The 24,861-nt window shown below is 42.5% G+C and carries 24 protein-coding genes and 1 tRNA gene; 20 read left to right on the top strand and 5 right to left on the bottom strand.

The window, feature by feature from the left end; all coding sequences use genetic code 11:
* Positions 1-45: 45 nt before the first annotated feature.
* The 10 genes from purB (at position 46) to D6853_RS00845 (ending at position 10,159) form a co-directional block, all read left to right on the top strand.
* On the top strand, positions 46-1,479 hold the full coding sequence (gene purB / locus D6853_RS00890) for an adenylosuccinate lyase (protein ID WP_120655928.1): 1,434 nt from the start codon (positions 46-48) through the stop codon (positions 1,477-1,479).
* Positions 1,480-1,499: 20 nt separating this feature from the next.
* Positions 1,500-2,363 carry a methylenetetrahydrofolate reductase [NAD(P)H] gene (gene metF / locus D6853_RS00885; protein ID WP_120655927.1) on the top strand — a complete coding sequence of 288 codons (864 nt, stop codon included), beginning with the start codon at positions 1,500-1,502 and terminating at the stop codon, positions 2,361-2,363.
* A gap of 79 nt (positions 2,364-2,442) precedes the next feature.
* On the top strand, positions 2,443-3,438 hold the full coding sequence (locus D6853_RS00880; protein WP_120655926.1) for an AAA family ATPase: 996 nt from the start codon (positions 2,443-2,445) through the stop codon (positions 3,436-3,438).
* A 12-nt stretch (positions 3,439-3,450) separates the two neighbouring features.
* A complete protein-coding gene (locus D6853_RS00875) occupies positions 3,451-4,350 on the top strand; it encodes a DUF58 domain-containing protein (RefSeq protein ID WP_120655925.1) in 900 nt (299 codons plus the stop codon).
* On the top strand, positions 4,316-4,816 hold the full coding sequence (locus D6853_RS00870) for a hypothetical protein (protein WP_120655924.1): 501 nt from the start codon (positions 4,316-4,318) through the stop codon (positions 4,814-4,816). The genes D6853_RS00875 and D6853_RS00870 overlap by 35 nt, the downstream gene beginning before the upstream one ends.
* Positions 4,807-5,913, top strand: a complete 1,107-nt coding sequence (locus D6853_RS00865; protein ID WP_120655923.1) for a hypothetical protein — start codon at positions 4,807-4,809, stop codon at positions 5,911-5,913. The genes D6853_RS00870 and D6853_RS00865 overlap by 10 nt, the downstream gene beginning before the upstream one ends.
* The gene (locus D6853_RS00860; protein WP_120655922.1) at positions 5,910-6,872 is read left to right on the top strand and encodes a vWA domain-containing protein; all 963 of its coding nucleotides are present in this window, start codon (positions 5,910-5,912) and stop codon (positions 6,870-6,872) included. The genes D6853_RS00865 and D6853_RS00860 overlap by 4 nt, the downstream gene beginning before the upstream one ends.
* 2 nt (positions 6,873-6,874) lie before the next feature.
* Positions 6,875-7,864 carry a tetratricopeptide repeat protein gene (locus D6853_RS00855; RefSeq protein WP_158588629.1) on the top strand — a complete coding sequence of 330 codons (990 nt, stop codon included), beginning with the start codon at positions 6,875-6,877 and terminating at the stop codon, positions 7,862-7,864.
* A 239-nt stretch (positions 7,865-8,103) separates the two neighbouring features.
* Complete coding sequence (locus D6853_RS00850; RefSeq protein WP_120655920.1) at positions 8,104-9,135, top strand: hypothetical protein; 1,032 nt, start codon at positions 8,104-8,106, stop codon at positions 9,133-9,135.
* Positions 9,136-9,187: 52 nt separating this feature from the next.
* Positions 9,188-10,159: a lysozyme inhibitor LprI family protein gene (locus D6853_RS00845; protein WP_120655919.1), complete on the top strand. Its 972-nt coding sequence runs from the start codon at positions 9,188-9,190 to the stop codon at positions 10,157-10,159.
* A gap of 123 nt (positions 10,160-10,282) precedes the next feature.
* Here D6853_RS00845 and D6853_RS00840 read toward each other — a convergent pair whose 3' ends face one another.
* Together D6853_RS00840 and D6853_RS00835 are read right to left on the bottom strand one after the other, a co-directional pair.
* Entirely contained in the window at positions 10,283-10,774 is a 492-nt protein-coding gene (locus D6853_RS00840; protein ID WP_120656279.1) for a peptidylprolyl isomerase, read from the bottom strand.
* A gap of 151 nt (positions 10,775-10,925) precedes the next feature.
* Positions 10,926-12,716: a methyl-accepting chemotaxis protein gene (locus D6853_RS00835; RefSeq protein WP_120655918.1), complete on the bottom strand. Its 1,791-nt coding sequence runs from the start codon at positions 12,714-12,716 to the stop codon at positions 10,926-10,928.
* A gap of 195 nt (positions 12,717-12,911) precedes the next feature.
* Between D6853_RS00835 and D6853_RS00830 the strand changes: the two genes are divergently transcribed.
* Positions 12,912-12,983, top strand: a tRNA-Trp gene (locus D6853_RS00830).
* Positions 12,984-13,094: 111 nt separating this feature from the next.
* On the opposite strand, the gene D6853_RS00825 is transcribed toward D6853_RS00830, so the two are convergent.
* Complete coding sequence (locus D6853_RS00825) at positions 13,095-13,544, bottom strand: hypothetical protein (RefSeq protein WP_120655917.1); 450 nt, start codon at positions 13,542-13,544, stop codon at positions 13,095-13,097.
* Positions 13,545-13,731: 187 nt separating this feature from the next.
* Between D6853_RS00825 and D6853_RS00820 the strand changes: the two genes are divergently transcribed.
* The 6 genes from D6853_RS00820 to D6853_RS00795 all read left to right on the top strand — a co-directional run bounded on the left by D6853_RS00820 (position 13,732) and on the right by D6853_RS00795 (position 17,879).
* Complete coding sequence (locus tag D6853_RS00820; RefSeq protein WP_120655916.1) at positions 13,732-14,304, top strand: flavin reductase family protein; 573 nt, start codon at positions 13,732-13,734, stop codon at positions 14,302-14,304.
* 173 nt (positions 14,305-14,477) lie between these two features.
* A complete protein-coding gene (infC, locus tag D6853_RS00815) occupies positions 14,478-15,005 on the top strand; it encodes a translation initiation factor IF-3 (RefSeq protein WP_243108275.1) in 528 nt (175 codons plus the stop codon).
* A 69-nt stretch (positions 15,006-15,074) separates the two neighbouring features.
* A complete protein-coding gene (gene rpmI / locus D6853_RS00810; protein ID WP_013280183.1) occupies positions 15,075-15,275 on the top strand; it encodes a 50S ribosomal protein L35 in 201 nt (66 codons plus the stop codon).
* A gap of 37 nt (positions 15,276-15,312) precedes the next feature.
* Complete coding sequence (rplT, locus tag D6853_RS00805; protein ID WP_026515109.1) at positions 15,313-15,669, top strand: 50S ribosomal protein L20; 357 nt, start codon at positions 15,313-15,315, stop codon at positions 15,667-15,669.
* Positions 15,670-15,830: 161 nt separating this feature from the next.
* Positions 15,831-17,270: an aminoacyl-histidine dipeptidase gene (locus tag D6853_RS00800; protein WP_120655914.1), complete on the top strand. Its 1,440-nt coding sequence runs from the start codon at positions 15,831-15,833 to the stop codon at positions 17,268-17,270.
* A gap of 48 nt (positions 17,271-17,318) precedes the next feature.
* On the top strand, positions 17,319-17,879 hold the full coding sequence (locus D6853_RS00795; RefSeq protein WP_120655913.1) for a TetR/AcrR family transcriptional regulator: 561 nt from the start codon (positions 17,319-17,321) through the stop codon (positions 17,877-17,879).
* A 77-nt stretch (positions 17,880-17,956) separates the two neighbouring features.
* Here the strand turns inward: D6853_RS00795 and D6853_RS00790 are convergent, their stop codons facing one another.
* A complete protein-coding gene (locus D6853_RS00790) occupies positions 17,957-18,262 on the bottom strand; it encodes a DUF1858 domain-containing protein (protein WP_120655912.1) in 306 nt (101 codons plus the stop codon).
* 147 nt (positions 18,263-18,409) lie between these two features.
* Between D6853_RS00790 and surE the strand changes: the two genes are divergently transcribed.
* Genes surE through D6853_RS00775 form a run of 3 tightly spaced genes read left to right on the top strand, consistent with a single transcriptional unit; the run spans position 18,410 to position 22,947 of the window.
* On the top strand, positions 18,410-19,132 hold the full coding sequence (gene surE, locus D6853_RS00785; RefSeq protein WP_120655911.1) for a 5'/3'-nucleotidase SurE: 723 nt from the start codon (positions 18,410-18,412) through the stop codon (positions 19,130-19,132).
* Positions 19,133-19,186: 54 nt separating this feature from the next.
* Entirely contained in the window at positions 19,187-21,451 is a 2,265-nt protein-coding gene (locus D6853_RS00780) for a DUF3160 domain-containing protein (protein WP_120655910.1), read from the top strand.
* On the top strand, positions 21,448-22,947 hold the full coding sequence (locus tag D6853_RS00775; protein ID WP_207667199.1) for a CapA family protein: 1,500 nt from the start codon (positions 21,448-21,450) through the stop codon (positions 22,945-22,947). The genes D6853_RS00780 and D6853_RS00775 overlap by 4 nt, the downstream gene beginning before the upstream one ends.
* A 46-nt stretch (positions 22,948-22,993) precedes the next feature.
* Here D6853_RS00775 and D6853_RS00770 read toward each other — a convergent pair whose 3' ends face one another.
* Positions 22,994-24,778: a methyl-accepting chemotaxis protein gene (locus D6853_RS00770; protein WP_120655908.1), complete on the bottom strand. Its 1,785-nt coding sequence runs from the start codon at positions 24,776-24,778 to the stop codon at positions 22,994-22,996.
* Positions 24,779-24,861 lie beyond the last annotated feature (83 nt).

Genomic DNA, 24,861 nt, shown 5'->3' with positions numbered 1-24,861 from the left:
AATAATAGAAATCTATAGACAATACAAATTTTTTTGGAGGACAAAATGAGTACAGATCGTTATACAAGCCCACTTTCAGAGCGTTATGCAAGTAAGGAGATGCAATATATCTTTTCACAGGATATGAAATTCAAGACCTGGAGAAAGCTTTGGATCGCACTTGCGGAGATAGAGAAGGACCTCGGTCTTAACATCACACAGGAGCAGATCGATGAGCTCAAGGCTCACAGCGAAGACATCAACTATGATGTTGCAAGAGCAAGAGAGAAGGAAGTTCGCCACGACGTAATGAGCCACGTATATGCATACGGCCAGCAGTGCCCTAAGGCTAAGGGAATCATTCATCTCGGTGCTACAAGCTGCTACGTTGGAGATAACACGGACATCATTATCATGACAGAAGGTCTTAAGCTTGTGAGAAAGAAGCTCATCAACGTTATCGCTGAGCTCTCTAAGTTCGCAGACAAGTATAAGGCTCAGCCTACACTCGGCTTTACTCATTTCCAGCCCGCTCAGCCTACAACAGTAGGTAAAAGAGCTACACTCTGGCTTCAGGATTTCACAATAGATCTCGAGGATCTTGATTATGTACTCGATAACATGAAGCTCCTTGGTTCCAAGGGAACAACAGGAACACAGGCTTCTTTCCTTGAACTTTTTGACGGAGACCTCACAAAGGTTGATAAGCTTGATCCCATGCTTGCAGAAAAGCTCGGATTTAAGGGATGCATGGCAGTTTCGGGACAGACTTACAGCCGTAAGATCGATATGAAAGTTATCAACGTTCTTGCGGGAATCGCTTCATCTGCAACAAAGATGGCGCAGGACATCAGACTTCTTCAGCATCTTAAAGAGGTTGAGGAGCCCTTTGAAAAGAGCCAGATCGGTTCATCCGCAATGGCTTATAAGAGAAATCCCATGAGAAGTGAACGTATCTGCTCACTTGCAAGATACGTAATTATAGATACGCTCAACCCCGCTATTACAGAGGTTTCACAGTGGTTTGAGAGGACTCTCGATGACTCGGCAAACAAAAGAATTTCAATTCCCGAAGGATTTCTTGCAACGGATGGAATACTTGATTTGTGTATTAATGTAGTGGATGGTCTTGTTGTATATCCTAAGGTTATTGAAAAGAGACTTATGTCCGAGCTTCCTTTCATGGCGACGGAAAACATCATGATGGACGCCGTTAAAGCAGGCGGCGACAGACAGGAACTTCACGAGAGAATTCGTGAACTGTCAATGGAAGCCGGAAGAACAGTCAAGGTTGAAGGATTAGATAATAACCTTCTTGAACTCATCGCAGAAGACCCCTCTTTCCCCCTTTCCCTCGATGAGCTCAAGGCGTCAATGGACCCGGCCAAATATGTAGGTTGCAGCGCACACCAGGTTGAGAAGTTCTTAAACGAGGTGGTCAATCCAATCATTGAGGCAAACAAAGACGCACTTGGATTAACAGCAGAGATCAACGTCTGATGCCGTATTAAGGAGCATGTATGAAAATTATTGATATTATCAGGGAAAAAGAAGTAACACTTTCGTTTGAGGTTTTCCCTCCTAAGACCGATGACGGATATGCTGCTGTTGAAGAGGCAGCAGCCGAGATTGCAGCTCTTAAGCCGGACTTTATGAGCGTTACATATGGGGCCGGCGGCGGAACAAGCAAGAACACAGCCAATATCTCGGCGGATCTTCAGAATAAGTACGGTGTCAACGTTCTCTCACATCTTACCTGCGTTTCCTCAACAAAGGAAGATGTGAGGGCCATGATTTCTACCTATAAGGAAAAAGGTATTGAGAACATTATGGCGCTTCGAGGAGACATCCCAAAGGACGGCCGCGTATGTTATGACTATGATCACGCGACTCAGCTTATCTACGACATTAAGTCTGTAGACGACAGCTTCTGCATCGGCGGAGCTTGCTATCCCGAGGGGCACGTTGAATGCGCAAGACAGTCAGAGGATATCCTTCATCTTAAAGAGAAAGTGGATGCGGGTTGTGATTTCCTTACTACTCAGATGTTCTTTGACAATTCGACTTTGTACCAGTTCCTTTATCGCATAAGAGAAAAGGGTATAGAAGTTCCGGTTCTTCCCGGAATCATGCCCATAACCAACGCCAAGCAGGTCGCAAGAAGCGTTGCTTTATCAGGCTCCACAATTCCTCAGAAGATGAAGATAATGGTCGACAGATTTGCGGATAACCCGGAGAAGATGAAGGAAGCCGGTATTATCTATGCTTGCGATCAGATAATAGATCTTATTTCAAACGGAGTAAGTCATATCCACGTTTATTCCATGAACAAACCCGATATTGCAGCGGGAATGATGAGGAATCTGGCTTCTATAATTAGGTAACAAAACCATTAACAAAATAGTATCTTTTTTGAAAAGAATGTGATAGAATGATGCTTATAATAATCGGGAGGAAAGCGGTATGAATGAGCAAAACAACATAACACCTGAGGATTTTGCCTATTCTCAGGATGTAATAAAAAAGCTTTCAGAATACTTTGAGGCAAAGGTAGTTGGTCAGAACCAGCTTAAATTTTCACTTATAGCGTCCATTATTGCAGATGGACATATTCTTATTGAGTCCGTTCCGGGACTTGCTAAGACAACTGCAGCCAAGGCTATTTCCGATGCGGTAGACGGACAATTTGCACGTATACAGTGCACACCGGATCTTTTGCCCGGTGATATCATCGGAACGCAGATCTACAATCAGGCCACATGCAAATTTGAGACTATGCTCGGTCCTGTATTTGCGAACTTTGTACTTCTTGACGAGGTTAACCGTTCAAGTGCAAAGACACAGTCTGCGATGCTCGAAGCCATGCAGGAGAAGCAGGTAACAATCGGCGGAACGACTTATCGTATGCCTGAAGATATTTTCATAGTAATAGCTACACAGAACCCTATTGAGCAGGAAGGAACATATCCTCTTTCCGAGGCACAGACTGACAGGTTCCTGATAAAAGAAGTAATCTCATATCCCACAGCAGCTGAGGAGGTTGAGATCTTAAGGCGTATCGAGACAGGCGCGATCTCCGAAGTTACACCCGCTGTTCTTACTATCAAGGACGTTGATAAGGTGCAGGATATTGTAGATCAGGTTTATGTGGACGAGTCTGTTAAGTGGTACATTTCAAGTATCGTTGTTGCCAGCAGAAGAGCCAATCAGATACCCGGATTTGAACTTGGTAAGTATGTAAGGATCGGTGTAAGCCCCCGTGCTTCCATTGCATTCCTTAAGATGGCCAAGGCCGCAGCTCTTATGCAGGGAAGAACATATGCAACTCCCGATGATGTCAAGTTTGTAAGACATCAGGTGCTCAGACACAGAATCGGTCTTAACTATTCTGCGGTAGCTGATAGTATCACTGTTGAAACCGTTATTGACGGAATCGTTAATTCTGTAAAGACTCCGTGATAAAGGAAAGCTATGAATATTGATTACGAGTATCTATCAAGGATAAGAAGGGCAGTAGCTCTTTATACCAACAGGAAAACTTCAAATATTTTGGACGGCGATTTCCATTCGATCCACAAAGGAAGAAGTATGGAATTCGACGATCTTAAGGAATATAACATCGGCGATGACGTTCACGATATAGACTGGAAGTCTTCTTCGAGAATGGGAACAACTCTTGTAAGAAGATACGTTACCGACAGACGTCACAATGTTATGTTTGTCTGCGACTGCGGACGCAAGATGCTTGGTGATACTCCCAAGGGAGAATCGAAAAAAGAACTTGCGCTTATGACTTTCGGTGCGCTTGCCTATATTACGGGAAGAAACGGCGCTGATTTTGCTCTTTCGTATCCCGGTGATACGAATGCGACTCTCAGTATTTTTAAATCAGGTCCCGAGCATCTTGAGGCGCTTTTATATGATTATGAGAAGCACGTGGGAGTCGATGGCGGAGTATCGCTCGAGCAGACGCTTAAGAATGTTGTGAGCGTTGTTCATAAGAAGATGATCATTGTTGTCATTGCGGATATGGAAGGCATCGCAAGCATAAGCGGAGATGTGATGAGAGCCATAACGTCCGAGCATGATCTTCTGGCAATCGGTATAGAAGATGCAATGCTTACCGGCGGCAATACTTATGATAACGATCTGGGAAGATACGAAAAGAGATTTCTTTCGTTTAATAACAAGCTTCATAAACTGGAGCTTGAAGAGAGAGAAAGAATCTGCGATATTGCTTCCGATAATACCAAGCACAGCAGGGTATCACTTGTTAGTGTTTCTTCACAGAGTGAGATGATAGACTCTGCGATTGTTTTGTTTGAAAGGTACAGACATGGAAACTACGGTTACATTAAGACCACCGTTTGAATACAGCTGGTGGGTTATCGCGATTGGCATATTACTTGCGGCACTTGCGCTTTTTCTTTTGATGAGAGCTTTATATAAGATCTTTTACAAGAAAAAGGAACCCAAGAAGGAAGAGCCTAAGCCTGAGGGTTACAAGAGACCGATGCCACAGCATCTTTTTATCATAAAAAAGAAATATATTGCCGGTATCAGCAAGCTTAAGACGCAGTATGAAAAAGATAACCTGTCTAAGAGAGATGCTTATCTTAAGCTTTCGCTTATGATCAGAGGATATGTGCATGAGGCGACGGGAATTGACGTTGAGAAGTGCACATTGACCGATGTCAAGAAAATGGGTATCAGGCATCTTGATAAGCTTATGGAAGAGTATTATGTGCCGGAGTTTGCAGAGGGAAACAGATCGGAGAACAGAGATTTCGTTACTTCTTGTAACACGGCAGTGGGAGTGATCAGAGAATGGAGCTGATGTATAAATGGATGATCGTTGTAGGATTTGCAGTAATGGCTGCGGCGATCGTTCTTGTTTTTAACATCCGAAAAAAGAAAAAAGCGGAATTCGAAGACGGAATTCGCGTTTCAAATACATCTAAGATTAGATCTACGAAGCTTTATAAGTCGCTTTCCGTGCAGTACAAGGTTTTTACGGTGCTGCTTATTGCGGGACTTATCGGAAGCATGCTTTCTGCGCTTGTTCTGGCGGCAAGACCTTACAAAAACGATGATATAGTCAGCGGTGTAAAAAAGAGAGATATCATGCTCTGTCTTGATGTTTCTTATTCGCTCTATGAGCTTAATTCCGAGATCACGGATTATCTTAAGGGCGTGGTGCAGGGACTTGAAGGAGACAGAATAGGTATAAGTATCTTTAATACTTCAACGGTTACCTATGTTCCGCTGACGGATGATTATGATTATGTGCTTCAAAAGCTGGATGAGCTTGGAGAATATTTTGTTCTTCAAAAAGAGTATCAGGGATATGTTGATAAATACGGATACTACGGAGAGATACCGTCTTCCGAGCAGGAACATTTCGATGAGCTTGTCGAAAAGCTTTTGTATTTTGATGCGGGAACCACTTATAACAGTTACCTGAAGGGATCGTCGCTTGTCGGAGAAGGACTTGGCTCTGCGCTTTTCTCTTTTCCCTATATAGATGAACCCGACAGAACCAGAGTTATCATCATGTGTACCGACAACGAGCTTAACGATTATATGCCTCAGATCATGGACCTCGATGAGGCAGCCAAAGCTTGTAAGAATCACAAGGTGACCGTGTTCGGAATATTCCCGAGTGAAGATAAATTCTATATTCCCGAAGAATACGACTATGAGGAGTGTTCAACGGAATTTCAGCGGGCAGTACAGATGACGGGCGGAAAGTTCTATGTCAGAACTCAGGATCAGCCTGTATCCGAGATAGTACAAGATATTCAGAAACAGGAAGCGATGACCGTCAAGATCGTACTGGCAAGACAGGCATTGGATATGCCGAGAGTACCTTTTTTAATTTGTTTGATTAGCCTTGCATTGTTTAGCTTGGCTGGATTGGTGTTGCAAAAATGAGTGTACAACCTGTATTACCTATTGCGGTACTGCTTCTTATTCTGTCGGCACTTGCTACTGTTACCATATATGCCACAGGAAAGAGTAGGATCGCCACAAAAGAAAAGATTTTTACCGTCATAAGGCTTTCCTTGATATACGTGCTTGCGTTTATCGTTGGATTGAGGCCTGTATTAAAGGACGATAAATACGAGTTCTCGACCAAGAACCTCGACGTTTTGTTTGTAATTGACACGACTATAAGTATGTGGGCGCAGGACTATGACGGTTCGGATCCGAGAATTGACGGTGCTATAAAGGACGCCAAGTATATTGCGGATGAGCTTATCGGAAGTAATTTTGCACTTGTGACTTTCGATGACCAGGCTCATGTTATTTCGCCTTATACTCAGGATATTACATATGTTGAGAGTCTTATCGATACGCTTGCTCCACCCGACAGCTCATATGCTATGGGTAGTGACATGTCGCTTCCTTACAAGGACATGGAGTCGCTTCTGGTTTCTTCTTCCAAGAAAGAGAACAGAAAGGCTATCGTGGTGTTCATAAGTGACGGAGAGATAACCAACGGAAATGAACTGACTTCTTATGAACCTTTAAAACAGTATGTTGATGCAGGAGTAGTGCTTGGTTACGGAACCCGCGACGGCGGTCAGATGAGAGCCTCAGGCTATGGATGGATCATAGATGAATCCACCGGCGAAAAAGCTCTTTCCATGATCGATGAAGATAACTTAAAGGGCATTGCCGATGACCTCGGACTTATCTACAACAATATGAACAACGGAAGGGCACAGCTTGAGAGTACCGTTCAGTATATCAAGGATTCTTCCAAGACTGTTGAAGATCAGGTTAATGGTGTCGAGAAGTACAAAGACATTTACTATATATTTGCCGCAATGCTTGCAGTATTATTGCTTGCCGAGGCGTGTATCATAGTCAGAAGAGGGAGGTTATGATCATGAAAAAAACTCCTCTTAAATACAAACTTATGATTATTTTTGCCGTGCCTGTAATGATATTGGCTGTTTCCTTTTTGGGAAGAGTCATTATTAACCACGGATTTGTAAAGGCGTATGCACAGTCTCAGTACAAGACCGAGAGCGAGAAGAAGCTTCTCAATCTCAATTTCCCCGAGAGCTTTATTCCATACTACAACCTCGGAAATGTTTGTTATGAGAGACAGGAGTATGAGAGTGCCGTAGGCTATTATCAGAAGGCTCTTTCGCTTTATCCCGATGCAAAAAGAGAGTGTTCCATAAGGATCAATCTTGCGCTTGCTTATTGCAATACGATTGATTTCTATGATCTTGATTCTCAGGAAAAAATAGATTCGGCCATCTTTAAGCTCAACATGGCAAGGGATGTGCTTCTTGAAAACGGCTGGGCTGTTGATGAAGGCGATGACTACAGAGATAAGGACGCTCAGCAGTTAAAAGAAGACATTGATAAGATGATCGAAAAGCTCAAGAATCCAGATCAGTCATCTTCTGATGATAATCAGAACAACAATAATAACAATAATCAGGACGAGCAGGATAACAGCGGTTCCGGCGGTTCGGGCGGAAGTAAAGAAGACAAGCAAAAAGAAAAGCTTGAAGGCAATAAAAAAGGCGCTATGGAAGAGCGCAGAAAAGAACAGCAGGAATACCAGAACGAACAGAAAGAAAAAGAGAAAGAAAATCAGCAGAACGGTTCCGGAGAAGATCAGCAGAACGAAAACAATGATCAAAACGGAGAAGATCAGAACAACGGCGGAAATGACGATCAGGACGGAAACAATGAGAACAACGGAGACGATGAGCAAAACGGCGGCTCCGAAGGCGGTGAAGATGAGCAAAACGGTGGCTCGGGCGGAAACAATCAGAACGGCGGCTCGGGCAGCAATGGTCAGCTTGGAGGCTCCGGTCAAGGCGACACTGAAGGTGATGTTTACATCAAACAGTGGTGATTTAAGGTGAAATATTGATATTATGCAGGTAAAAGTAAGCTTTTACCTGCATTTTTTATGCCAAAAACCCCGAATAAGCGGAAAATATGGGAAAAATTATGATTTTTTGGTTAAAAAGTGCACATATATCCACAAGATGATGTATAATATAGGGTGAAAATACAGATATTTTGTATTTTGGAAGATTCTATTTAATTAGAGTTTAATTTTTCTTTATGTGTTTGAAAGGGGAACATGTTATGAAAAAGAGTTTGTCGGCATTTATGAGTGTGCTGCTTGCGATGATAACGGTTATTACGGGAGCATTGTTTATACCGTTAAATACTCAGGCGGCAACAGAAATTACATTCGAAGGTAAAGCTACCGATAAGACCACAGCGGATACGTTATACCTTCAGACATCCGGCGGTACTGTGGAGATCAAGGTTGATTCCAACACAGATACTTCGGAAGCAAAGTTCATCTTTAAGGGAGACAAAGTCACAGCACAGTGCTACAGAGGCGATGACGAATATTGGCACGCTTCTAAGCTTACCGGCGGCAACAAGTCAGAAAACGCTGACGTTGATAAGGGCAAGACTTCCACTGTAAGAGGTAAGATAGCTAAGGGAACAACAAGCTCCAAAATCTATCTTAAGACGAACAGCGGTACTATGGAGATCAAGATCGATGAGTCAACCGATCTCAGTAAAGTAAGATATCTGGTTCTTGATCAAAAAGTTGAAATAGTATGCGCAAGAGGCAGCGATGCATATATGCATGCTATCTCCGTTTCCGGTTCGGAAGGTGGCGGAAGCATGAGCACTATAAATGCAAAGGGAGAAGAAATTTCCGGTAAAGTCGTTAAGGGAACAACTACTTCCAACCTTATACTTAAGACTTCAGACGGAAATAAGGAATATATTCTTGATGTTGCAACCGATGCGACCGAGTGCAGAGTTCTTATTCCCGATCAGCATATTACCGCTTTTTATTACAAAGGCAAGGATGACAAAAACCATATCTCCAAGCTTATCAATGATGATAATTCTTGTGCGACTAAGGTAGAAACAGATTCCAATACCAATGCGGTAGTATCGGGACGTGTTACATCAGAGACTACAGAGGAAATCTTGTTCCTTGAGTTAAGCAACGGAATAATGGAGATCAAGCTTGATTCATCAACAAACTTCTCAAGATGTCCCGTTATTGTATACAACACCAACTTAAAGGTAGAGTGTGAGAGAGGTAATGACGGATACTATCATGCAAAGGCTATAATAGTAGGCTGATATAATTTTTGGGGATAATTCATAATATTTTGCTTATAAAGGAGAGAAAAAAGTGAGCAGACGTGGAAAAAAAAGTGCGGCAAACACTTTAGCCGTGGTTTTGGGTGTTCTTATATTCTTAGGAATTGCAGTAGTAGGAGGAGCCTATTTTTTATTTACAACTCAGGACGAAACTACTGTAGGAAAGGTTGAAGATTCTTTCACCGAAGATGTAGATGATAGCGATGTCAGCGATTCCGACAACAATAAGAAAGAAGAAAAAGACAATGCACCTAAGGCCGGAAAAAGCATTCAGGACGAAGTAGCCGAGGTTGAGGCTAAGGCCAAAGAGCATGAGGATAGCTGGGATTCCGAAAATGCCTCTCAGAGTGATATGAACAATTTTGAGGCGGATGCTTTTACTATTTGGGATAATGAGCTTAATTCTCTTTGGGACAGACTTACGGAAGAAGTGGATGCTTCCAAGAAGGATGAGCTTGTAAAAGAACAAAAAGCATGGAATGCCGAGAAAGAGGCCAATTCTAAGGTTGCCGGATTGTATGCTCTCGGCGGATCTATGCAGGCTATGCTCGAAGCCGGAGAGATGGAAGAGATGACACATGAGCGTGTCTATGTTCTTGCCGGATATCTGGCACAGGCCAGAGGAGAGAGCTTCTCTGTTCCTGCTGAAGTGCAGAAGATATTTGATAACAGAAAGACCCTTGATCAGACATTTGAAGCTCTTTCAGGTGAGTGGATGTTTGATGAGAAAAGAGGGGCTGTTATCGGTGTACAGAGATCAAGCGAATGCGAGTACGGAATCCCCGATAGTAACTGGACCGTATGGATCACAGGCGGCGATATTATGAGTGATCTTGAAGTGTACGGATACTGCGGCAGCTCAGAAACTATCGTATTTAAGAAGGGAGACGTATTTTACAAGCTTGAAAAGGCATTTGACGACGAGAATACATTGATCGTTTCATATGTAAATTCTCTTGATGAAGAGTGTACGGATCCTATCTATGGAACCAAGGTTCAGTAAAAGAGTAACAACTTATTCTTTTGGATAAAAAACAATAATAAAAGCTTCCCGAGCAGTGCTTATGCTGTAGGGAAGCTTTTTTATGTAATAGGAAATATCCTATTATGTATATCGATATGATATTTAGTTTTTTTCGGGTTCCGGATAGTTTACACCGAAAGTATCAACTGTGACTGTCTTCATAACCTGGTTGGTCACGGGGCGGTCGTTGTAATCTGTTTCTACTTCGGCAATCTTGTTTACGACATCCATTCCTTCGGTAACTTTACCGAATGCTGCGTAATCGCCGTCAAGATGAGGTGCATCCTTGTGCATGATAAAGAACTGAGAACCTGCTGAGTTGGGCATCATTGATCTTGCCATTGAAAGAACACCTTCAGTGTGCTTAAGGTCATTCTTGAAGCCGTTTGAAGCAAATTCTCCCTTGATGCCGTATCCTGGGCCACCCATTCCTGTTCCTTCGGGATCTCCGCCCTGAAGCATGAATCCGCGAATGACTCTGTGGAAGATGAGTCCGTCGTAGAAGTTCTTATTGATAAGTGAAATAAAGTTATTAACGGTGTTGGGCGCGATCTCGGGATAGAGCTCTGCCTTTATAACATCGCCGTTTTCCATTGTGAATGTGACAATAGGATTCTGAGCCAATTTCTTTTCCTCCTGAATTCTTATTAACTTATACCACGATAGTATATCATTTTTGAGGATAAAAAACACACCCCTTTGACAATGCCAAAGGGGTGTGGATATAAGCTTATGATATTAAGATTTAGATATTTACAAACTTTCTTGTACTTGTATTAAGTCTGTCTGTAACGTCGTTATTGGTATCCATCGCGTCGCTGATACCTGTGATCTCATCAACAATATCCTGCGAATTGCCGGCGGACTGGTTGATCGCATCGGATGACTGATGAACAGAATCCGTGATCGATGAAACAGCCTCGGTCATGTCGTTCATAATAGCATTGAGCTGCTTGGTCTGATCAGAAATATGATCAAGCACATCGTTGATGAACGAAGCCGTTGATTCATACTTTTCGCCTGTATCAACGAATGAATCGTAATCGCTAAGAACTGTGGAATTGATGAAATCAAGCACGTGCATAGCGTTATCTGCAAGCGATTTAACCGCTGTTGTAACTTCATTACTGATAATCTGGATGTTTCCGGCTGTCTGTCTTGAATTCTCTGCAAGTGAGCTGATCTCTTCAGCAACAACCGCAAATCCTTTTCCTGCTTCACCTGCTCTTGCTGCCTCTATGGAAGCGTTAAGCGCAAGGAGGTTTGTCTGAGAAGCGATATCGAGGATGACATTTGTAAGTTCACTGATCTGAGCAACCTTCTCACTGTCTTTAACCGACTGCTCGAGAACCTGTGAAAGGGTCTCCATCTTATTTCCGGTATTATCCTTCTTGGACTGTGCATCATTCTTGATATCAACAGCTTCGTTACGGATCTCTTCGGCTTTGGAAACACCTTCGTTTACTCCGGAGTTGATATTATTGGTTGCATTTCTGACCTCATTAAGTCTCTGGTCGATAGTTCCTGCAGTCTCAGATACGTTCTGCATACTTGCGGAAAGCTCTTCGAGAGCTGCGGATGTATTTGTGATATTATCACTTGCCAGATGGATCTGTCTGGTCATGTTATCGGATGATTCTGTAAGAACAACGGTACCGTCCTTGACCTCTTTCAAAACTCCCTGTAAGGTTTCGATGAAGTGGTTGAATCCGTTCTTTACATTAACAAGCTCTGATGAAGTTTCCGTCTGCAAACGAACGGTAAGATCACCCTTGTCATGATTGATATCATCAATGATATTATTGATCTCAGCAGCGATGGAATTAACCTTTTTACCAACTGTTCTATAGTTAATGAAAAGAGAGATTGCGATAGCTACTATGTAAATAAGAGTAACGATATTGACAAAAGCAAGAGCACTGTTTGTGCTTGCGGCAACCTTAGCCTTACTTTCTGACTGACCCTTTTTGATCTCTTCATCCATTATCGAGAGCTGTTCTTTAAGACCTTCCAGGTTTCCGGATGCTTCACCGTAGACAACGGCTACGATAGTATCAACATCGCCCTTTTCTCCGGCTTCAATGACACGTACATATTCATCTCTGTACGGGGTATATAATTCCTTGATCTTATTAGCTGCATCAAGTCCGACGGTATTACCGCTAAATCCCGATATTACGGTAAACCCGCTTACCATACCTTCAACGGCTTCGTCCATTTCGGTAAGGCAGTTCTTCATCTCCGGGATCTTGGTCTCAAGCTGTCCAAGGCCCTTGATGGTATCGTACATGGCAGCCATGGCAAAACCGTCGTTGTCGATGATACGCATATCTACTTCAAATATACGGATATCATCCATTACGCCTTCAATAAGCTCTGCCGAATCCTGGGCTGTATTTGACATGTTGTTCATCTGAACGATTACGGATACGATAGTCAATACAAACAAAAGAAGCAGAGCAACATAACTGATTACGTTCATTCCTGTAACTGTTTTGAAAAACGGGATTTTTTTTACTCTTGATTTTTCTTCCATATCAGCCTCTCTTTCAGAAATAACGACGCGTTATACTAAAATTATAACGTAATTACGATTCAAAACAATTGGCTTTCCGAAGAATTAAGAGCAATTTTCTAATTATTTTATACTTTTATGAAAATGGCTTTACAAGGGGAATTTGCTATGCTATAATTTCATTCGTTGGTGCGAAATGCACTGTTTATGATACCTAGGGGAATCATACAATGGCTAGTATCACGGTCTCCAAAACCGTTCATGCGGGTTCGAATCCTGCTTCCCCTGTTATTAGAGCCGTTCAATCATGGGATTGAGCGGCTTTTGCGTTATAAGAATATTTCATTAAAAAGCCCCGAGTGCCTTGGCACCCGGGGTTCTTGCTGATTATAATGAAAATTACTCAATCCGTTTTCTGTATAAGAAACCTTCCTTTACGTAGACGGCTGTGAATACCTCATCTGAGAGGCTTTCTTTTTCGACGGTTATCGTACCGTCGGGATTCAAGAATTCTTTTCCTTCAATATTGGCAGCGTAATTGTTTATCGCTATCCTTATTCCGATAAGGAGTAATGCGGTAAGTGTTACGATAATCATGCCTATTATTGAGACAAATCTGGATTTTTCTTCTTTATAATCGGTTTTACCGATACCTCTAAGCACTGTTGCGACGATACATATTGTGACGATCATCCACAATACGTTAATAGCTGTGGAACAGTCGAGATAGATGAATTCTCGAAGCTCCAAGCCGTCGGGAACGGTGCTTTTAATTAATGTAATTGCAATTGTTAGTACCACAAGCGATAGTAGCAAAAAGCCTGCGGTTATCTTTCCTATTTTCTTCATAATACTTTTTCCCCATAAGAACTACAAACGTTAATCATTAACTATTATACAAAAAATAAAAATGTTTTACAAGGGTGTTAACATATTTATTTTAATTAATTTTTTACAACATATTTTTTGATAGTGAACGAAAATGCCTATTATGCTATACTGTAGTCTGAATTTAAGCTTATTTTCAGAGGTGATTATGGCAAAAGAAATATGGAAACCGGGCAATATGTTATATCCTATACCGGCTGTGATGGTCAGCTGCAAAAGACCCGGAGAAAAACCAAATATAATAACTGTTGCATGGGCGGGTAATATTTGCAGCAGTCCCGCAATGTTATCGATATCCGTCCGCAAGGAGCGCTATTCATACGATATTATTAAGGAAACGGGAGAGTTCGTTGTTAATCTCACAAGTGCTTCGCTTACGAGAGCTGCCGATTGGTGCGGCGTTCGCTCGGGAAAAGACTATGATAAATTCAAAGAGATGAAACTTACGCCCCAGGAGTCAAATAAAGTTTCGGCTCCCGGAATCGCTGAGAGTCCCGTAAATATCGAGTGCAAGGTTAAGTCTGTTGTGGAACTGGGAACTCATGATATGTTTATCGCAGAAGTTGTGTGCGTAACCGTTGATGATAAGTTCATGGACAACAAAGGAAGATTTGACCTTAAAGCGGCCGATCTCGTTGCGTATTCGCATGGAGAATACTATACACTTGGCAAAAAGCTCGGAAAATTCGGATACAGCGTTGCCAAGAAGAAAAAGAAATAAATATGTTGACATATGAATATTGACTGTGATATATTACTTTAGTATTTGAAAACAAAGCAGAGTATCCACTCTCACCCTGCGACATTGGTCAGTAGGCGTTAATAACTTTTCGATACAGATTATTTTTCTGTGTGTGATTAGGTGGATGCATTGCGCATTCACCTTTTTTAATTATTTCGGAGGATAAGACCATTAGCGAGTTATTTATTAACGAACAGATCAGAGCGAAAGAGGTTCGCGTAATCGGATTTGACGGCGAACAGCTTGGGGTAATGTCAATTCAGGATGCAAGAAAGATTGCCGATGATGAGGGTGTTGATCTTGTAATGATCGCTCCCACAGCTAAGCCACCTGTTTGCAGAGTTGTTGATTACGGTAAGTTCAAGTATGAGCAGCTTCGCAAGGAAAAAGAAGCTAAGAAGAAACAGAAGACCGTAGAGATCAAGGAGATCAGACTTTCTCCCAACATCGATACCAACGACCTTAATACCAAGGTTAATGCAGCCAAGAAGTTTCTTGAGAAAGGAAACAGAGTTAAGATCACACTTCGTTTCCGCGGAAGAGAAATGGCTCACATGGGCGCAAGCGTACACATCCTTACAGATTTCGCCGAGGCACTTGCCGACGTAGCTGTTGTTGAGAAGCAGCCCAAGGTTGAGGGACGTAGTATGACAATGTTCCTTGCCGAGAAGAAGAACTAAGGTTTTCACCATTATTTTGGTTGAACATATATCATGATAATTTTAAACATTTTTTAGGAGGATTTAGTTATGCAGCAAAAGATGAAAACAAAGAGAGCTGCTGCCAAGAGATTCAAGGTAACAGGCACAGGCAAGCTCATGAGAAACAAAGCGTATAAGCGCCACATCTTAACAAAGAAGTCCACAAAGAGAAAGAGAAACTTAAGACATGCCGGACTTGTTGACGCTACAAATGTAAAGGCAATGAAGAGCATTCTTCCCTATGCTTAATGTATAGTGGTAGTTAAATTATTAGGAGGATATATAGATGGCAAGAGTTAAAGGCGCATTAAATGCCAAGAAGAAGCACAATAGAGTATTAAAGCTTGCAAAGGGATACAGAGGAGCAAGATCTAAGCAGTATAGAGTAGCTAAGCAGTCAGTTATGAGAGCACTTACTTCAGCTTTCGCTGGACGTAAGCAGAAGAAGAGAGATATGAGATCTCTTTGGATCACTCGTATCAACGCAGCTGCAAGAATTAACGGGCTTTCATATAGCAACATGATGCATGGTCTTAAGCTTGCAGGCGTAGACATCAACAGAAAGATGCTTGCTGAGCTCGCAGTTAACGATCCTGAGGGATTCAAGACACTTGCTGAGCTTGCTAAGACAAAGATCGCATAAAAGGCTTTGCTCATAGATTCAACTGAGAATAAATTGCGGAGACGCTATTTGATATAATAATTTATTTAAGATAAAATATAGAAGTCTTTTCTTTATGAAAGGACTTCTATTTTTTTGATTGGCAAGCTGTAGCTGCGCTTGCGAGATTTAGGAGGTATACAATGGCTGTTTTATCAAATATTGAACCCAAAGAGGTATTTCATTTTTTTGAGGAAATCTGCAATATCCCTCATGGTTCCAGAAATCTTCAGAAGATAAGCGATTATCTTGTTTCTTTTGCAAAAGAAAGAGGATATGAAGTAATACAGGATAAGAGTCTTAACGTGATCATGAAGGTGCCCGGAAGCGCGGGATATGAGGATAAAGAGCCTGTTATCTTGCAGGGACATATGGATATGGTCGCGGTTAAAAATGCAGATTGCGATATAGACCTTGTAAATGAAGGGCTTAGAGTTAAAACCGACGGAGAATATGTATGGGCTGAAGGAACAAGCCTTGGCGGCGATGACGGAATCGCGGTTGCATATATTCTCGCGATTCTTGATTCCAAGGACATTCCTCATCCGCCACTCGAGATCGTCATCACGACCGATGAAGAGATCGGCATGGAAGGTGCCGCGGTGATAGACCTTTCCATGTTGAAGAGTAAGAAGATGATCAACATCGACAACGAGGAAGAGGGCGTGTTTATTACAAGCTGCGCAGGCGGCGCGGGAATTGGCGCTGAGTTTCCTGTAAAGAGGCAGGAAAAGAGCGGTATTAAATGCAGAATATCCGTATCGGGGCTCCTCGGAGGACATTCCGGAGAGATGATCGACAAAGGAAGAGGAAATGCTGCGATAATCTGCTGCAGAGTCTTAAGAGAACTGCTTGACAGTGTTTCTTTTAACATCATAAGTATTAACGGCGGCGTAGCGGACAACGCCATTCCGCCTGAGTGCGACAGCTTTATCATGGTGGATGAGAAGGATATCGATAAGGTGATAGACAGCGTCAAGAAGTCTTTTGATGACATTAAGAGCGAGCTTGAGCTAAAAGATCCCGGACTTCTGATCTCTTGTACCAAGGAAGGAAAAGAAACAGCGGCTTGCCTGGATGATAAAGCTACCAAGGATTTCCTTAAGATGATAGGCATGATGCCTGACGGAGTCCAGGTTATGAGCGCAGCGATCAAGGGACTTGTCGAGACGTCACTCAATCTTGGAAGCATGTCTACGCGTGAGGACGAGATAGTTACCGTACAGGCAGTGAGAAGCAGTATTGATTCTGCCAAGGTTACTCTTCTTAGGAAGGTAACGGACATTGCGGAGATGTTTGGATGTAAAGTTACTGTAGCGGGCAATTATCCCGGTTGGCAGTTTAGACAGAATTCTGAGTTACGTGATCATATGGTTGCGATCTACAAGAAGCTCTATGGGGAAGAGCCTAAACTTGAAGCAATTCATGCTGGTCTTGAATGCGGTATACTCAGTAAGAAGATCGACGATCTGGATTGCATTTCAATAGGTCCGGATATGCAGGACATTCATTCAACAAAGGAAAAATTATCAATTAAGTCAGCAGCCAGAGTGTGGGATTATCTCAAGGCAGTTCTTGCCTAAGATAAAGGCTTTTGTCTTAAAAAACGCTTATAAAAAGAGGGAGAAAAATTGGAAAACATAAGAATAAGGATAATTGACGAGGTGATTCGTCAATTTAATGAGAAGGGTATGAAGTTTACCATGGATGATGTATCATCGGAGCTTCATATCAGTAAAAAGACTATCTACAAGGAGTTTAAGGATAAGGATGAGCTCTTTATGGAGACCGTAGACTACGGCTTTTCCGCACTTAAAGAAAAAGAAGCACAGATAATTGCTGACGATTCCTTGGATCCTTTGGAAAAGATCTCAAAGCTTATCATATGTCTTCCCGATAAGTATCAAAATCTTGATTACAGGCTTATTTATCAGCTTAAGGAAAAGCATCCCAAGATCTATGCGAGGTTTATGGGCAGAATATCCAGAGACTGGAAAGATACGGAGAAGCTTATCAGAGAAGCTATGGATAATGGGCTGATACGGAGAGTTCCGATAACCGTTATCAAACTTATGCTGGAAGGAACCGTAGAGAAGTTCCTCGGAACACAGGAGCTTACAAAAGCCGGGATAGATTATGACGATTCGCTTGAGACGATGATCGAAATCCTATTGGACGGTATCAGAACTTAATTAGATAAGAGAATAGATCATAAAATAAAAAGAGTAGCGCTTGCCCGCTACTCTTTTGTTGCTTTTTAAGATATGTATTATGCGTTGTGCTCGATAAGGTAATCATTGAGCGCATCTACGATCTCTTCGCTGTCAATTCCGTGAACGGCACATGCCTCAGCAAGTGTTTCCATCTGAGAAGCGGGGCAGTAAATGCAGCCCATTCCGCATTCCATAAGGAACTGTGCAGCAAGCGGATGCTTTACTATAAGATCGCCTACGATCATATCTGTTGTAACGAGTGCCTCGTTGGCGGTCTCGTTCTTTACTTCTTCGTTAGCCAAAATAGTCTCCTCACTTTCGTTCTCTGTATCATTACCAAAGAATAAATCTTTTAAGCTCATTTTGAACTCCTTCATGCACTGATAAAAAATTGTGCGAAATCATTTTAGCGCACACTAACATCACCTGCAAGTACTTTTTTTAATGTTCATAATTCTTTTATTTTTGATGATATAATGAGGTATGATAATAAGGCAGAAGGGGAGTTTATGAGTAAAAAGATATTTATAACCAATGATGACGGTATCGAATCCGATGGAATAGCAAGGCTTGCTAAAGTGGCAAAAGAGTTCGGAGAAGTGTGGATAGTTGCTCCCGAAAGCCAAAGGAGCGCGGCTTCTCACAGCATTACTTTAAGGCATCCTATCGATGTACATCCTTTCGGAGATTTCCCCGTAAAGGGTATCCACGCTTTTTCCTGCAGCGGAACGCCGGGAGACTGCGTGAGAGTCGGAACCTTAAATATAATGCCCGAAAAGCCCGACGTTGTGCTAGCCGGTATCAACTTTGGCTACAATGTAGCATCAGACATTCAGTACTCCGCAACGGCAGGAGCAGCCTTCGAGGGCGAATTTCAGGGATATCTTTCCATAGCGCTTTCGGAAGGAATAAACGGCTGCCACGAGGTTACGGATAAGTACCTTAAAGAGATATTAAAAGAGCTTTTTGATAAGCCCTATGTTCCGGGGCAGATATGGAATGTCAATTTTCCGCAGTGCCTTCTTTCTGAATGTAAGGGCATATTAAGAGACAGACTGGTATCCAGAAAGGCGTTCTATGTAGACAGATACAAGGCTGTTGAGGAATTTGCCAACGGAGGCGTCAGCCTGATGGTCGATGGGCTGTATTCGCCCGAGCACGAGGACTTGACAGATTTTGGCGCAATATTGGATAATTATGTGTCTGTAGGTGTGGTTAAGAACCTAAGCTGAAAAGACCTAAATTACGTATATTATTACTAAAGGTGTTTATAAAAGGAGAATAAAATGAAAAAGAAAATAGTATCATGTATTTTGGCTTTGACGATAATGGCGTCAGGCTGTTCATTTGCCAAGGATATCGGCGAATCAAACGGTATCTCGGTAGATGATATCAATGGAAACAGCGCCGTGTCTAACGATGCGTCAACTAACGCAGAGCAGGGCTCAAATGAAGGTGAGCAGAGCATAGCGGTGAACGTCAATGTTAACGCAGGACCTACGCTTCTTGGTGACTCTGAAGAGAAGTACTACGACGAGAATCTTGTACCGTCTATTCCAAGCTACAGCGTGAAGGAAGATTTTTCAAATATAGTTTTAAACGCTAATCAGGATTATTTATTCAATCCTGAGCGTCAGAGTGATTATAATGATGTAACTGCTAACAGAAAGGCGCTTGTGGATCACAATTTCCTTGTAGTCAAGGATGGCAGCAACGAGTTTTTTGAAATTTACGAGGCTAATCGTTACAGTCAGATTCCCAATTTTATTACGGTTGATTCATTGATGCATACCTATCATCTGTACTTTGCATATCTCATGAAGCAAACTGAGAAAAATCACCTTGCAGGTGAGCTTAAAAAGCTCAGCTCGCAGATGTTGGAGAGTTCAGCAAAGCAGTACGGAGACCTTAAGGGTACGGAGTTTGAAGCGGCGGCTCTTAGAAACGTTGAGTTTTTCTATATAGGAAGTAAGCTCCTTGACGACAGCGTAGCAGCTCCTATAAGCGACAGCTCTTTTGACAGTGTTGTAAATGGCGAGCTTGATAAGATCAATAATGCTTCCGGAATAGAAACATGTGCGATAACCGAACTTAATGAGGATTATTCTCAGTACAAGCCGAGAGGATATTATGACGGTGATCCCGAGCTTGAGAAATATTTCAGAGCAATGATGTGGTACGGAAGAGTCGCTTATGCTTTTGATAACGAGGACATGGTGCGCAGTGCCATCCTTCAGAGCGTTGCGATAAATGATGCCAAGGATACATGGGAAGGCATCTACAGTATTACTTCATTCTTTGCGGGAAGATCTGATGATCCCGGATATAATGAGCTTTCTCAAATAGTGGAAAGCAGTTACGGAAGTGCAGATGTATCTGCCATTGCGGACAATAAAGATGCCTTTGCCAAGGTTATGAGCGCGGTAAAAGAGCTCAATACACCTTCGATCAATTCGGTTCCGGTTGAAGACGGTGAAGAGAATGTGATTCCTTCATACAGATTCATGGGACAGAGATTTACGATCGATGCAGCCATCATGCAGAGACTGATCTACAGGAATGTTGAAGAGAACAGTGCGGGAGAAACAAGAATGCTTCCCGATACGCTTGATACTGCCGCTGTGCTTGGTTCAGACAAGGCTATGGAGATTCTTGAAAGTCAGGGCGATACCGATTACAAGAACTACACTGAGAATGTGGAAGCCTTAAAGCAGACATTTAACAATGACAATCCTGCTATCTGGAATGCAAGTTTGTATTCCGGATGGCTCAATACACTCAGACCTCTTCTTGAAGAGAAGGGTGAAGGCTATCCTTCATATATGCAGAATTCGGAGTGGACCAAGAAAAATCTTGAGACCTATGCAGGATCTTATGCAGAGCTCAAGCACGATACGATCCTCTATGCCAAGGCCGTTATGGCAGAGATGGGAGACGGAGACCAGGAAGTCCTTGATGACAGAGGTTTCGTAGATACTCAGCCTGTTGTTTACAGCAGATTTAAGTTCCTTTCCGAGAAAACCAAGGAGGGACTTGATAAGTACGGAATGCTTGATGAAGGTGCAAAAGAGGATCTTGATAAGCTTTCCGAGATCGCAGGAACTCTTTTGACTATTTCTGAAAAAGAGCTTAAGAATGAGAAGCTTTCCGATGATGAATATGAGTTTATTCGAAGCTACGGCGGATATCTTGAGCACTTCTGGAAAGAAGCGGTTGATGACGGTACAGGTTCTGTTTCGGAAAGTAATCAGGCACCTTGCCCTGTTATCGCGGATATCGCGACCGATCCAAACGGAAGCTTTTTGGAAGTGGGAACCGGTTTTGCCGATGATGTGTATGTTGTATTCCCGATTGACGGAGAATTGCACGTTGGAAGCGGAAGTGTTTATTCATTTTATCAGTTTGAACAGTCCGGTGAGAGACTTGCTGATGATGAGTGGAGAGACAGGCTTAGAGGCGGACATATGGATGATAATTGGAACTGGGTTGAAAATTCGGACAACCCCACTCAGCCTGAATGGACTACAAGCTACAGAGTAGATGGAGAATGAAAATACCGGAAAAAAAGCTATCTTTAATTAAAAAACTTAAATGGCTACTGCTATCCTTAGGGATAGTGGTAGCTATTTGTATTGCCGTGATCTCAATCCGCCGAAATCATATCCCGTCATGGGTTAGCTGGAAGGAAAAAGAGATTTCTTTTGACAATGAAAAAGATAAGGCTTATTCCGGCATAGTTGTCGCGTTAAAGAACAAGAAACTGCAGGTTAAAGACAGAAACGGTGATATAGCTTTCAGATCCGAACGCGGTTTTAAGGTTCAGGATGTATTCGTGACGGATATAGACAGAGACGGCGATAAAGAGATGATCGCTCTTTTGTGGAAAAAGGGTAAGTACGGTAAACATAGGCCTTTCTGGGTAAAGAGCGATGAAAAGGATTATTCCCAGCATATCTTTTTGTATGATCTAAGTCCCGACGGAAGTGTGGAACATAAATGGGGCGCGTCGGAGATCGGTGTTGATGCCGTGCGTATGAAGCTCATGGAGAAGAATTCTTCAATACTTCTTATTGAGGACAAAGATAAAAAATGCACGCTTTGGACCTGGGAAGGCTGGGGACTTAAGAATATCGAAAATGAAGTCAGCGTGGCGGCATTCGGTGATAACCTTATTCATGAACCTATATATAAATATGCGAGAGATGACAAAAACGGAAGCTTCGATTTCTTGTACGAACCTTTTATAAAAGAAATACAAAGCGCCGATATTGCGGCTTTAAACGCAGAGACGGTGCTTGTCGATAAGGAGTCGATGGTCGGAGGATATCCAAGCTTTGGTTCTCCCATAGAAGTCGGAATGGCTATTAAAAAAGCAGGTTTCGATGTGGCTACATGTGCCAACAATCACGTACTGGACAGGGGAGTGACCGGCATTGATATTACAACTTCTTTTTATAAGGACAATGAGATAACCTGCGTGGGAATCCAGAGTAGTAGTGATACTGAATACAGGCCGTATGAGATCATCAGTCGTAACGGGATAAAGATTGCGCTGCTTTCATATACCTACGGAACGAATGCCGGCGATATTTCCGGTGATTATCCGAATGTTGTGCATTATCTTCCCAAGGAGCATGAAGCCACAGAACAAGGCGATGAGCTTGCAGAAGATGAAAATAGGCTGATTGAAGACCTTAAATCTGCGAGAGAAGAAGCCGATTTTGTGGTCGTATTTGTGCACTGGGGAGATGAATATGTAAAAGAGATAACGCCTTCGCAGGAGCGGTATACGCAGCTTTTTGCAGAGGGCGGTGCGGACGTAGTTATAGGCTCGCATCCGCATGTTATGCAGGAGACCAAGCTGCTTGAAAGACCTGACGGCGGAAATATGCTTGTTTATTATTCTCTTGGAAATTTCAGGGCTGCACAGGGGCAGAGTGAAGATACCAAGAAGGGAGCCGAAGCGTATTTTACATTAGGATATTCTTTTGACGGAGTGGAAATAAAAGATTACGAGACCAAAGAAATAAACGCATACTGGAAGTAGAAGATTAAAAAAGGCGCCGCGGGATAAATCCTGCGACGCCTTAATTTTAGCCCGGAAGCTGAACTTTGAAGTATTTAACGTTGGTTGTGAGCTCTTCCGCGATCTTCTGGAGATCCTGAGCCTGCTCAACAACAGATTCCATATTTGTATCAAGTTCCATGAGAGAAGCGCTTGTTTCCTGAGTAGAAGCTGCATTCTCTTCGGAGATGCTTGAAAGAGATTCAACAGAACTTAGGATGTTGGCCTTATCTGAGTTCATCTGCTCAACAAGAGCTGCAATCTGCTTGTTGCCTTCCTCGGTCTCTTTGAGGAGTTGAAGCATCTGATCGAAGGATTCACTCATTTCCTCAAGGGCTGCGGCCTCATTGGTAGTAGCTTCTTTGATGCTCTCTGTGAGTTCCTTGTTTGTATTGGAATAATCAGTAATTGTCGAGAGCATGTTGGTGATCTCACCTGCGAGATTATTGGTGTCACCCGCAAGATTCTTGATGTTATCTGCAACTACAGAGAAACCTCTTCCCGCTTCACCTGCTCTTGCAGCCTCGATTGAAGCGTTGAGAGCAAGGAGGTTGGTCTGGCTTGCTATTGAAATGATGGACTCGGCTGCGGTAGAGATCTGCTCAACGACGTTGGCTGTCTCGTTAACTGACTCCGCAACTTTGGTAGCCATCTCATCTGTCTTTTGATCCTGAAGCTTGATCTGCTCAAGCTGTTCCTTAACCTTGGAAGATTCACCGTATACAAGGCGACCTTTTTCAAGATTGGAATTGGCGGATTCAAGCACGCTGTCAACAGAAGAACCGATGTTGATGGTAATTGAGGATGTACTCTGAACATCCTGAGCCATAGCCGTAGCACCGGATGCAAGATCGTTAACCGCAGAGCTGATGTCTGTTGTCGTTCTCTGAGAGCTTGCAATTGAATCTTTGGCAAGTTCAGCCTTGCTGTTGACGGTATCTGCATGATTTATAACTTTAACGAGGGCGTTTCTGAGCTCATGACGCATTCCTTCAAGAGCCTGTCCGATCTTATTAAAGTCTTTTACAATGCTGGTCGGATGAATCTTGGTAACAAAGTCGCCCGAAGCAACTCTGTCAACTGCCTTGGATATCTGCTTAAGGCTGTTAACTATATTGATGAGCATAATGAAAGTAAAGATAAGAAGCACTACAGCGATGACACCTAAGATCATTGAGCTTGCAACAATCTTCTTGGCAATACTTGCTGTATTGATGTTCTTTTCTTCCTTGGCCCATCTGTCTGCAATATCAACCATATCATTGAGAGCGGATCTTGCTGCGTCAAAGTCATCGGAAAGCTTTTTGATCTCTCCGGAACCTGCATTGTATTCTTCTCCGCTGCCCAAAGTATTCTTATAATCTTCCTGCCATGCGACAAAATAGGTTGAGAAAGTGTCGTAGCACTGTGAAAATGTCATACCGTTTTCGGCAGTGATAGTGTTATAAAGATATGTATTTTGCTGTGCGAGAGAGGTGGCTTCTTCAACTCTCTGCGTAGTCTCCTCTATATTGACCTTTACATCATCCATGTATCCAGTAAGAGTAGACATATTGGCATACTTAAAGTTGGCAATATATCTGGTGATAGAGAGCATGGCCTGATGCATATCTCTGTCGGCATTAATAAGATCCGAATTGATGGTATAGAGCATATCATAATACAACTCTTCGTCACTCTTATCAATGCTCTTCATCTGAACATTGCTGAAAACAATGCTTGCGATAAGTGCAATTATAAGTGGAAATGTGATAAGAAGTAAGATGGCAGACATGCTGGCACGAAATCCGGAATTCCTTTTCTTCTCTTTCATGAGATATACCCCCCGCTTTTTTTAGATAATTCGTTACTTCTTAATTATCGGCTCATTTTTATAAAAAGTTAATAGGTTTTACG

The sequence above is a fragment of the Butyrivibrio sp. X503 genome (genome assembly GCF_003625475.1).
Lineage (GTDB): Bacteria > Bacillota > Clostridia > Lachnospirales > Lachnospiraceae > Butyrivibrio.
This window is presented reverse-complemented; position numbering and strand designations above follow the sequence as displayed.

What these genes read in the sequence shown, in the direction of transcription:
- purB (WP_120655928.1), top strand. Translation starts at nt 46, where the DNA reads ATGAGTACAGATCGTTATACAAGCCCACTTTCAGAGCGTTATGCAAGT.
- metF (WP_120655927.1), top strand. Translation starts at nt 1,500, where the DNA reads ATGAAAATTATTGATATTATCAGGGAAAAAGAAGTAACACTTTCGTTT.
- D6853_RS00880 (WP_120655926.1), top strand. Translation starts at nt 2,443, where the DNA reads ATGAATGAGCAAAACAACATAACACCTGAGGATTTTGCCTATTCTCAG.
- D6853_RS00875 (WP_120655925.1), top strand. Translation starts at nt 3,451, where the DNA reads ATGAATATTGATTACGAGTATCTATCAAGGATAAGAAGGGCAGTAGCT.
- D6853_RS00870 (WP_120655924.1), top strand. Translation starts at nt 4,316, where the DNA reads ATGGAAACTACGGTTACATTAAGACCACCGTTTGAATACAGCTGGTGG.
- D6853_RS00865 (WP_120655923.1), top strand. Translation starts at nt 4,807, where the DNA reads ATGGAGCTGATGTATAAATGGATGATCGTTGTAGGATTTGCAGTAATG.
- D6853_RS00860 (WP_120655922.1), top strand. Translation starts at nt 5,910, where the DNA reads ATGAGTGTACAACCTGTATTACCTATTGCGGTACTGCTTCTTATTCTG.
- D6853_RS00855 (WP_158588629.1), top strand. Translation starts at nt 6,875, where the DNA reads ATGAAAAAAACTCCTCTTAAATACAAACTTATGATTATTTTTGCCGTG.
- D6853_RS00850 (WP_120655920.1), top strand. Translation starts at nt 8,104, where the DNA reads ATGAAAAAGAGTTTGTCGGCATTTATGAGTGTGCTGCTTGCGATGATA.
- D6853_RS00840 (WP_120656279.1), bottom strand. Translation starts at nt 10,774, where the DNA reads ATGGAAAACGGCGATGTTATAAAGGCAGAGCTCTATCCCGAGATCGCG.
- D6853_RS00835 (WP_120655918.1), bottom strand. Translation starts at nt 12,716, where the DNA reads ATGGAAGAAAAATCAAGAGTAAAAAAAATCCCGTTTTTCAAAACAGTT.
- D6853_RS00825 (WP_120655917.1), bottom strand. Translation starts at nt 13,544, where the DNA reads ATGAAGAAAATAGGAAAGATAACCGCAGGCTTTTTGCTACTATCGCTT.
- D6853_RS00820 (WP_120655916.1), top strand. Translation starts at nt 13,732, where the DNA reads ATGGCAAAAGAAATATGGAAACCGGGCAATATGTTATATCCTATACCG.
- rpmI (WP_013280183.1), top strand. Translation starts at nt 15,075, where the DNA reads ATGCAGCAAAAGATGAAAACAAAGAGAGCTGCTGCCAAGAGATTCAAG.
- rplT (WP_026515109.1), top strand. Translation starts at nt 15,313, where the DNA reads ATGGCAAGAGTTAAAGGCGCATTAAATGCCAAGAAGAAGCACAATAGA.
- D6853_RS00800 (WP_120655914.1), top strand. Translation starts at nt 15,831, where the DNA reads ATGGCTGTTTTATCAAATATTGAACCCAAAGAGGTATTTCATTTTTTT.
- D6853_RS00790 (WP_120655912.1), bottom strand. Translation starts at nt 18,262, where the DNA reads ATGAGCTTAAAAGATTTATTCTTTGGTAATGATACAGAGAACGAAAGT.
- surE (WP_120655911.1), top strand. Translation starts at nt 18,410, where the DNA reads ATGAGTAAAAAGATATTTATAACCAATGATGACGGTATCGAATCCGAT.
- D6853_RS00780 (WP_120655910.1), top strand. Translation starts at nt 19,187, where the DNA reads ATGAAAAAGAAAATAGTATCATGTATTTTGGCTTTGACGATAATGGCG.
- D6853_RS00775 (WP_207667199.1), top strand. Translation starts at nt 21,448, where the DNA reads ATGAAAATACCGGAAAAAAAGCTATCTTTAATTAAAAAACTTAAATGG.
- D6853_RS00770 (WP_120655908.1), bottom strand. Translation starts at nt 24,778, where the DNA reads ATGAAAGAGAAGAAAAGGAATTCCGGATTTCGTGCCAGCATGTCTGCC.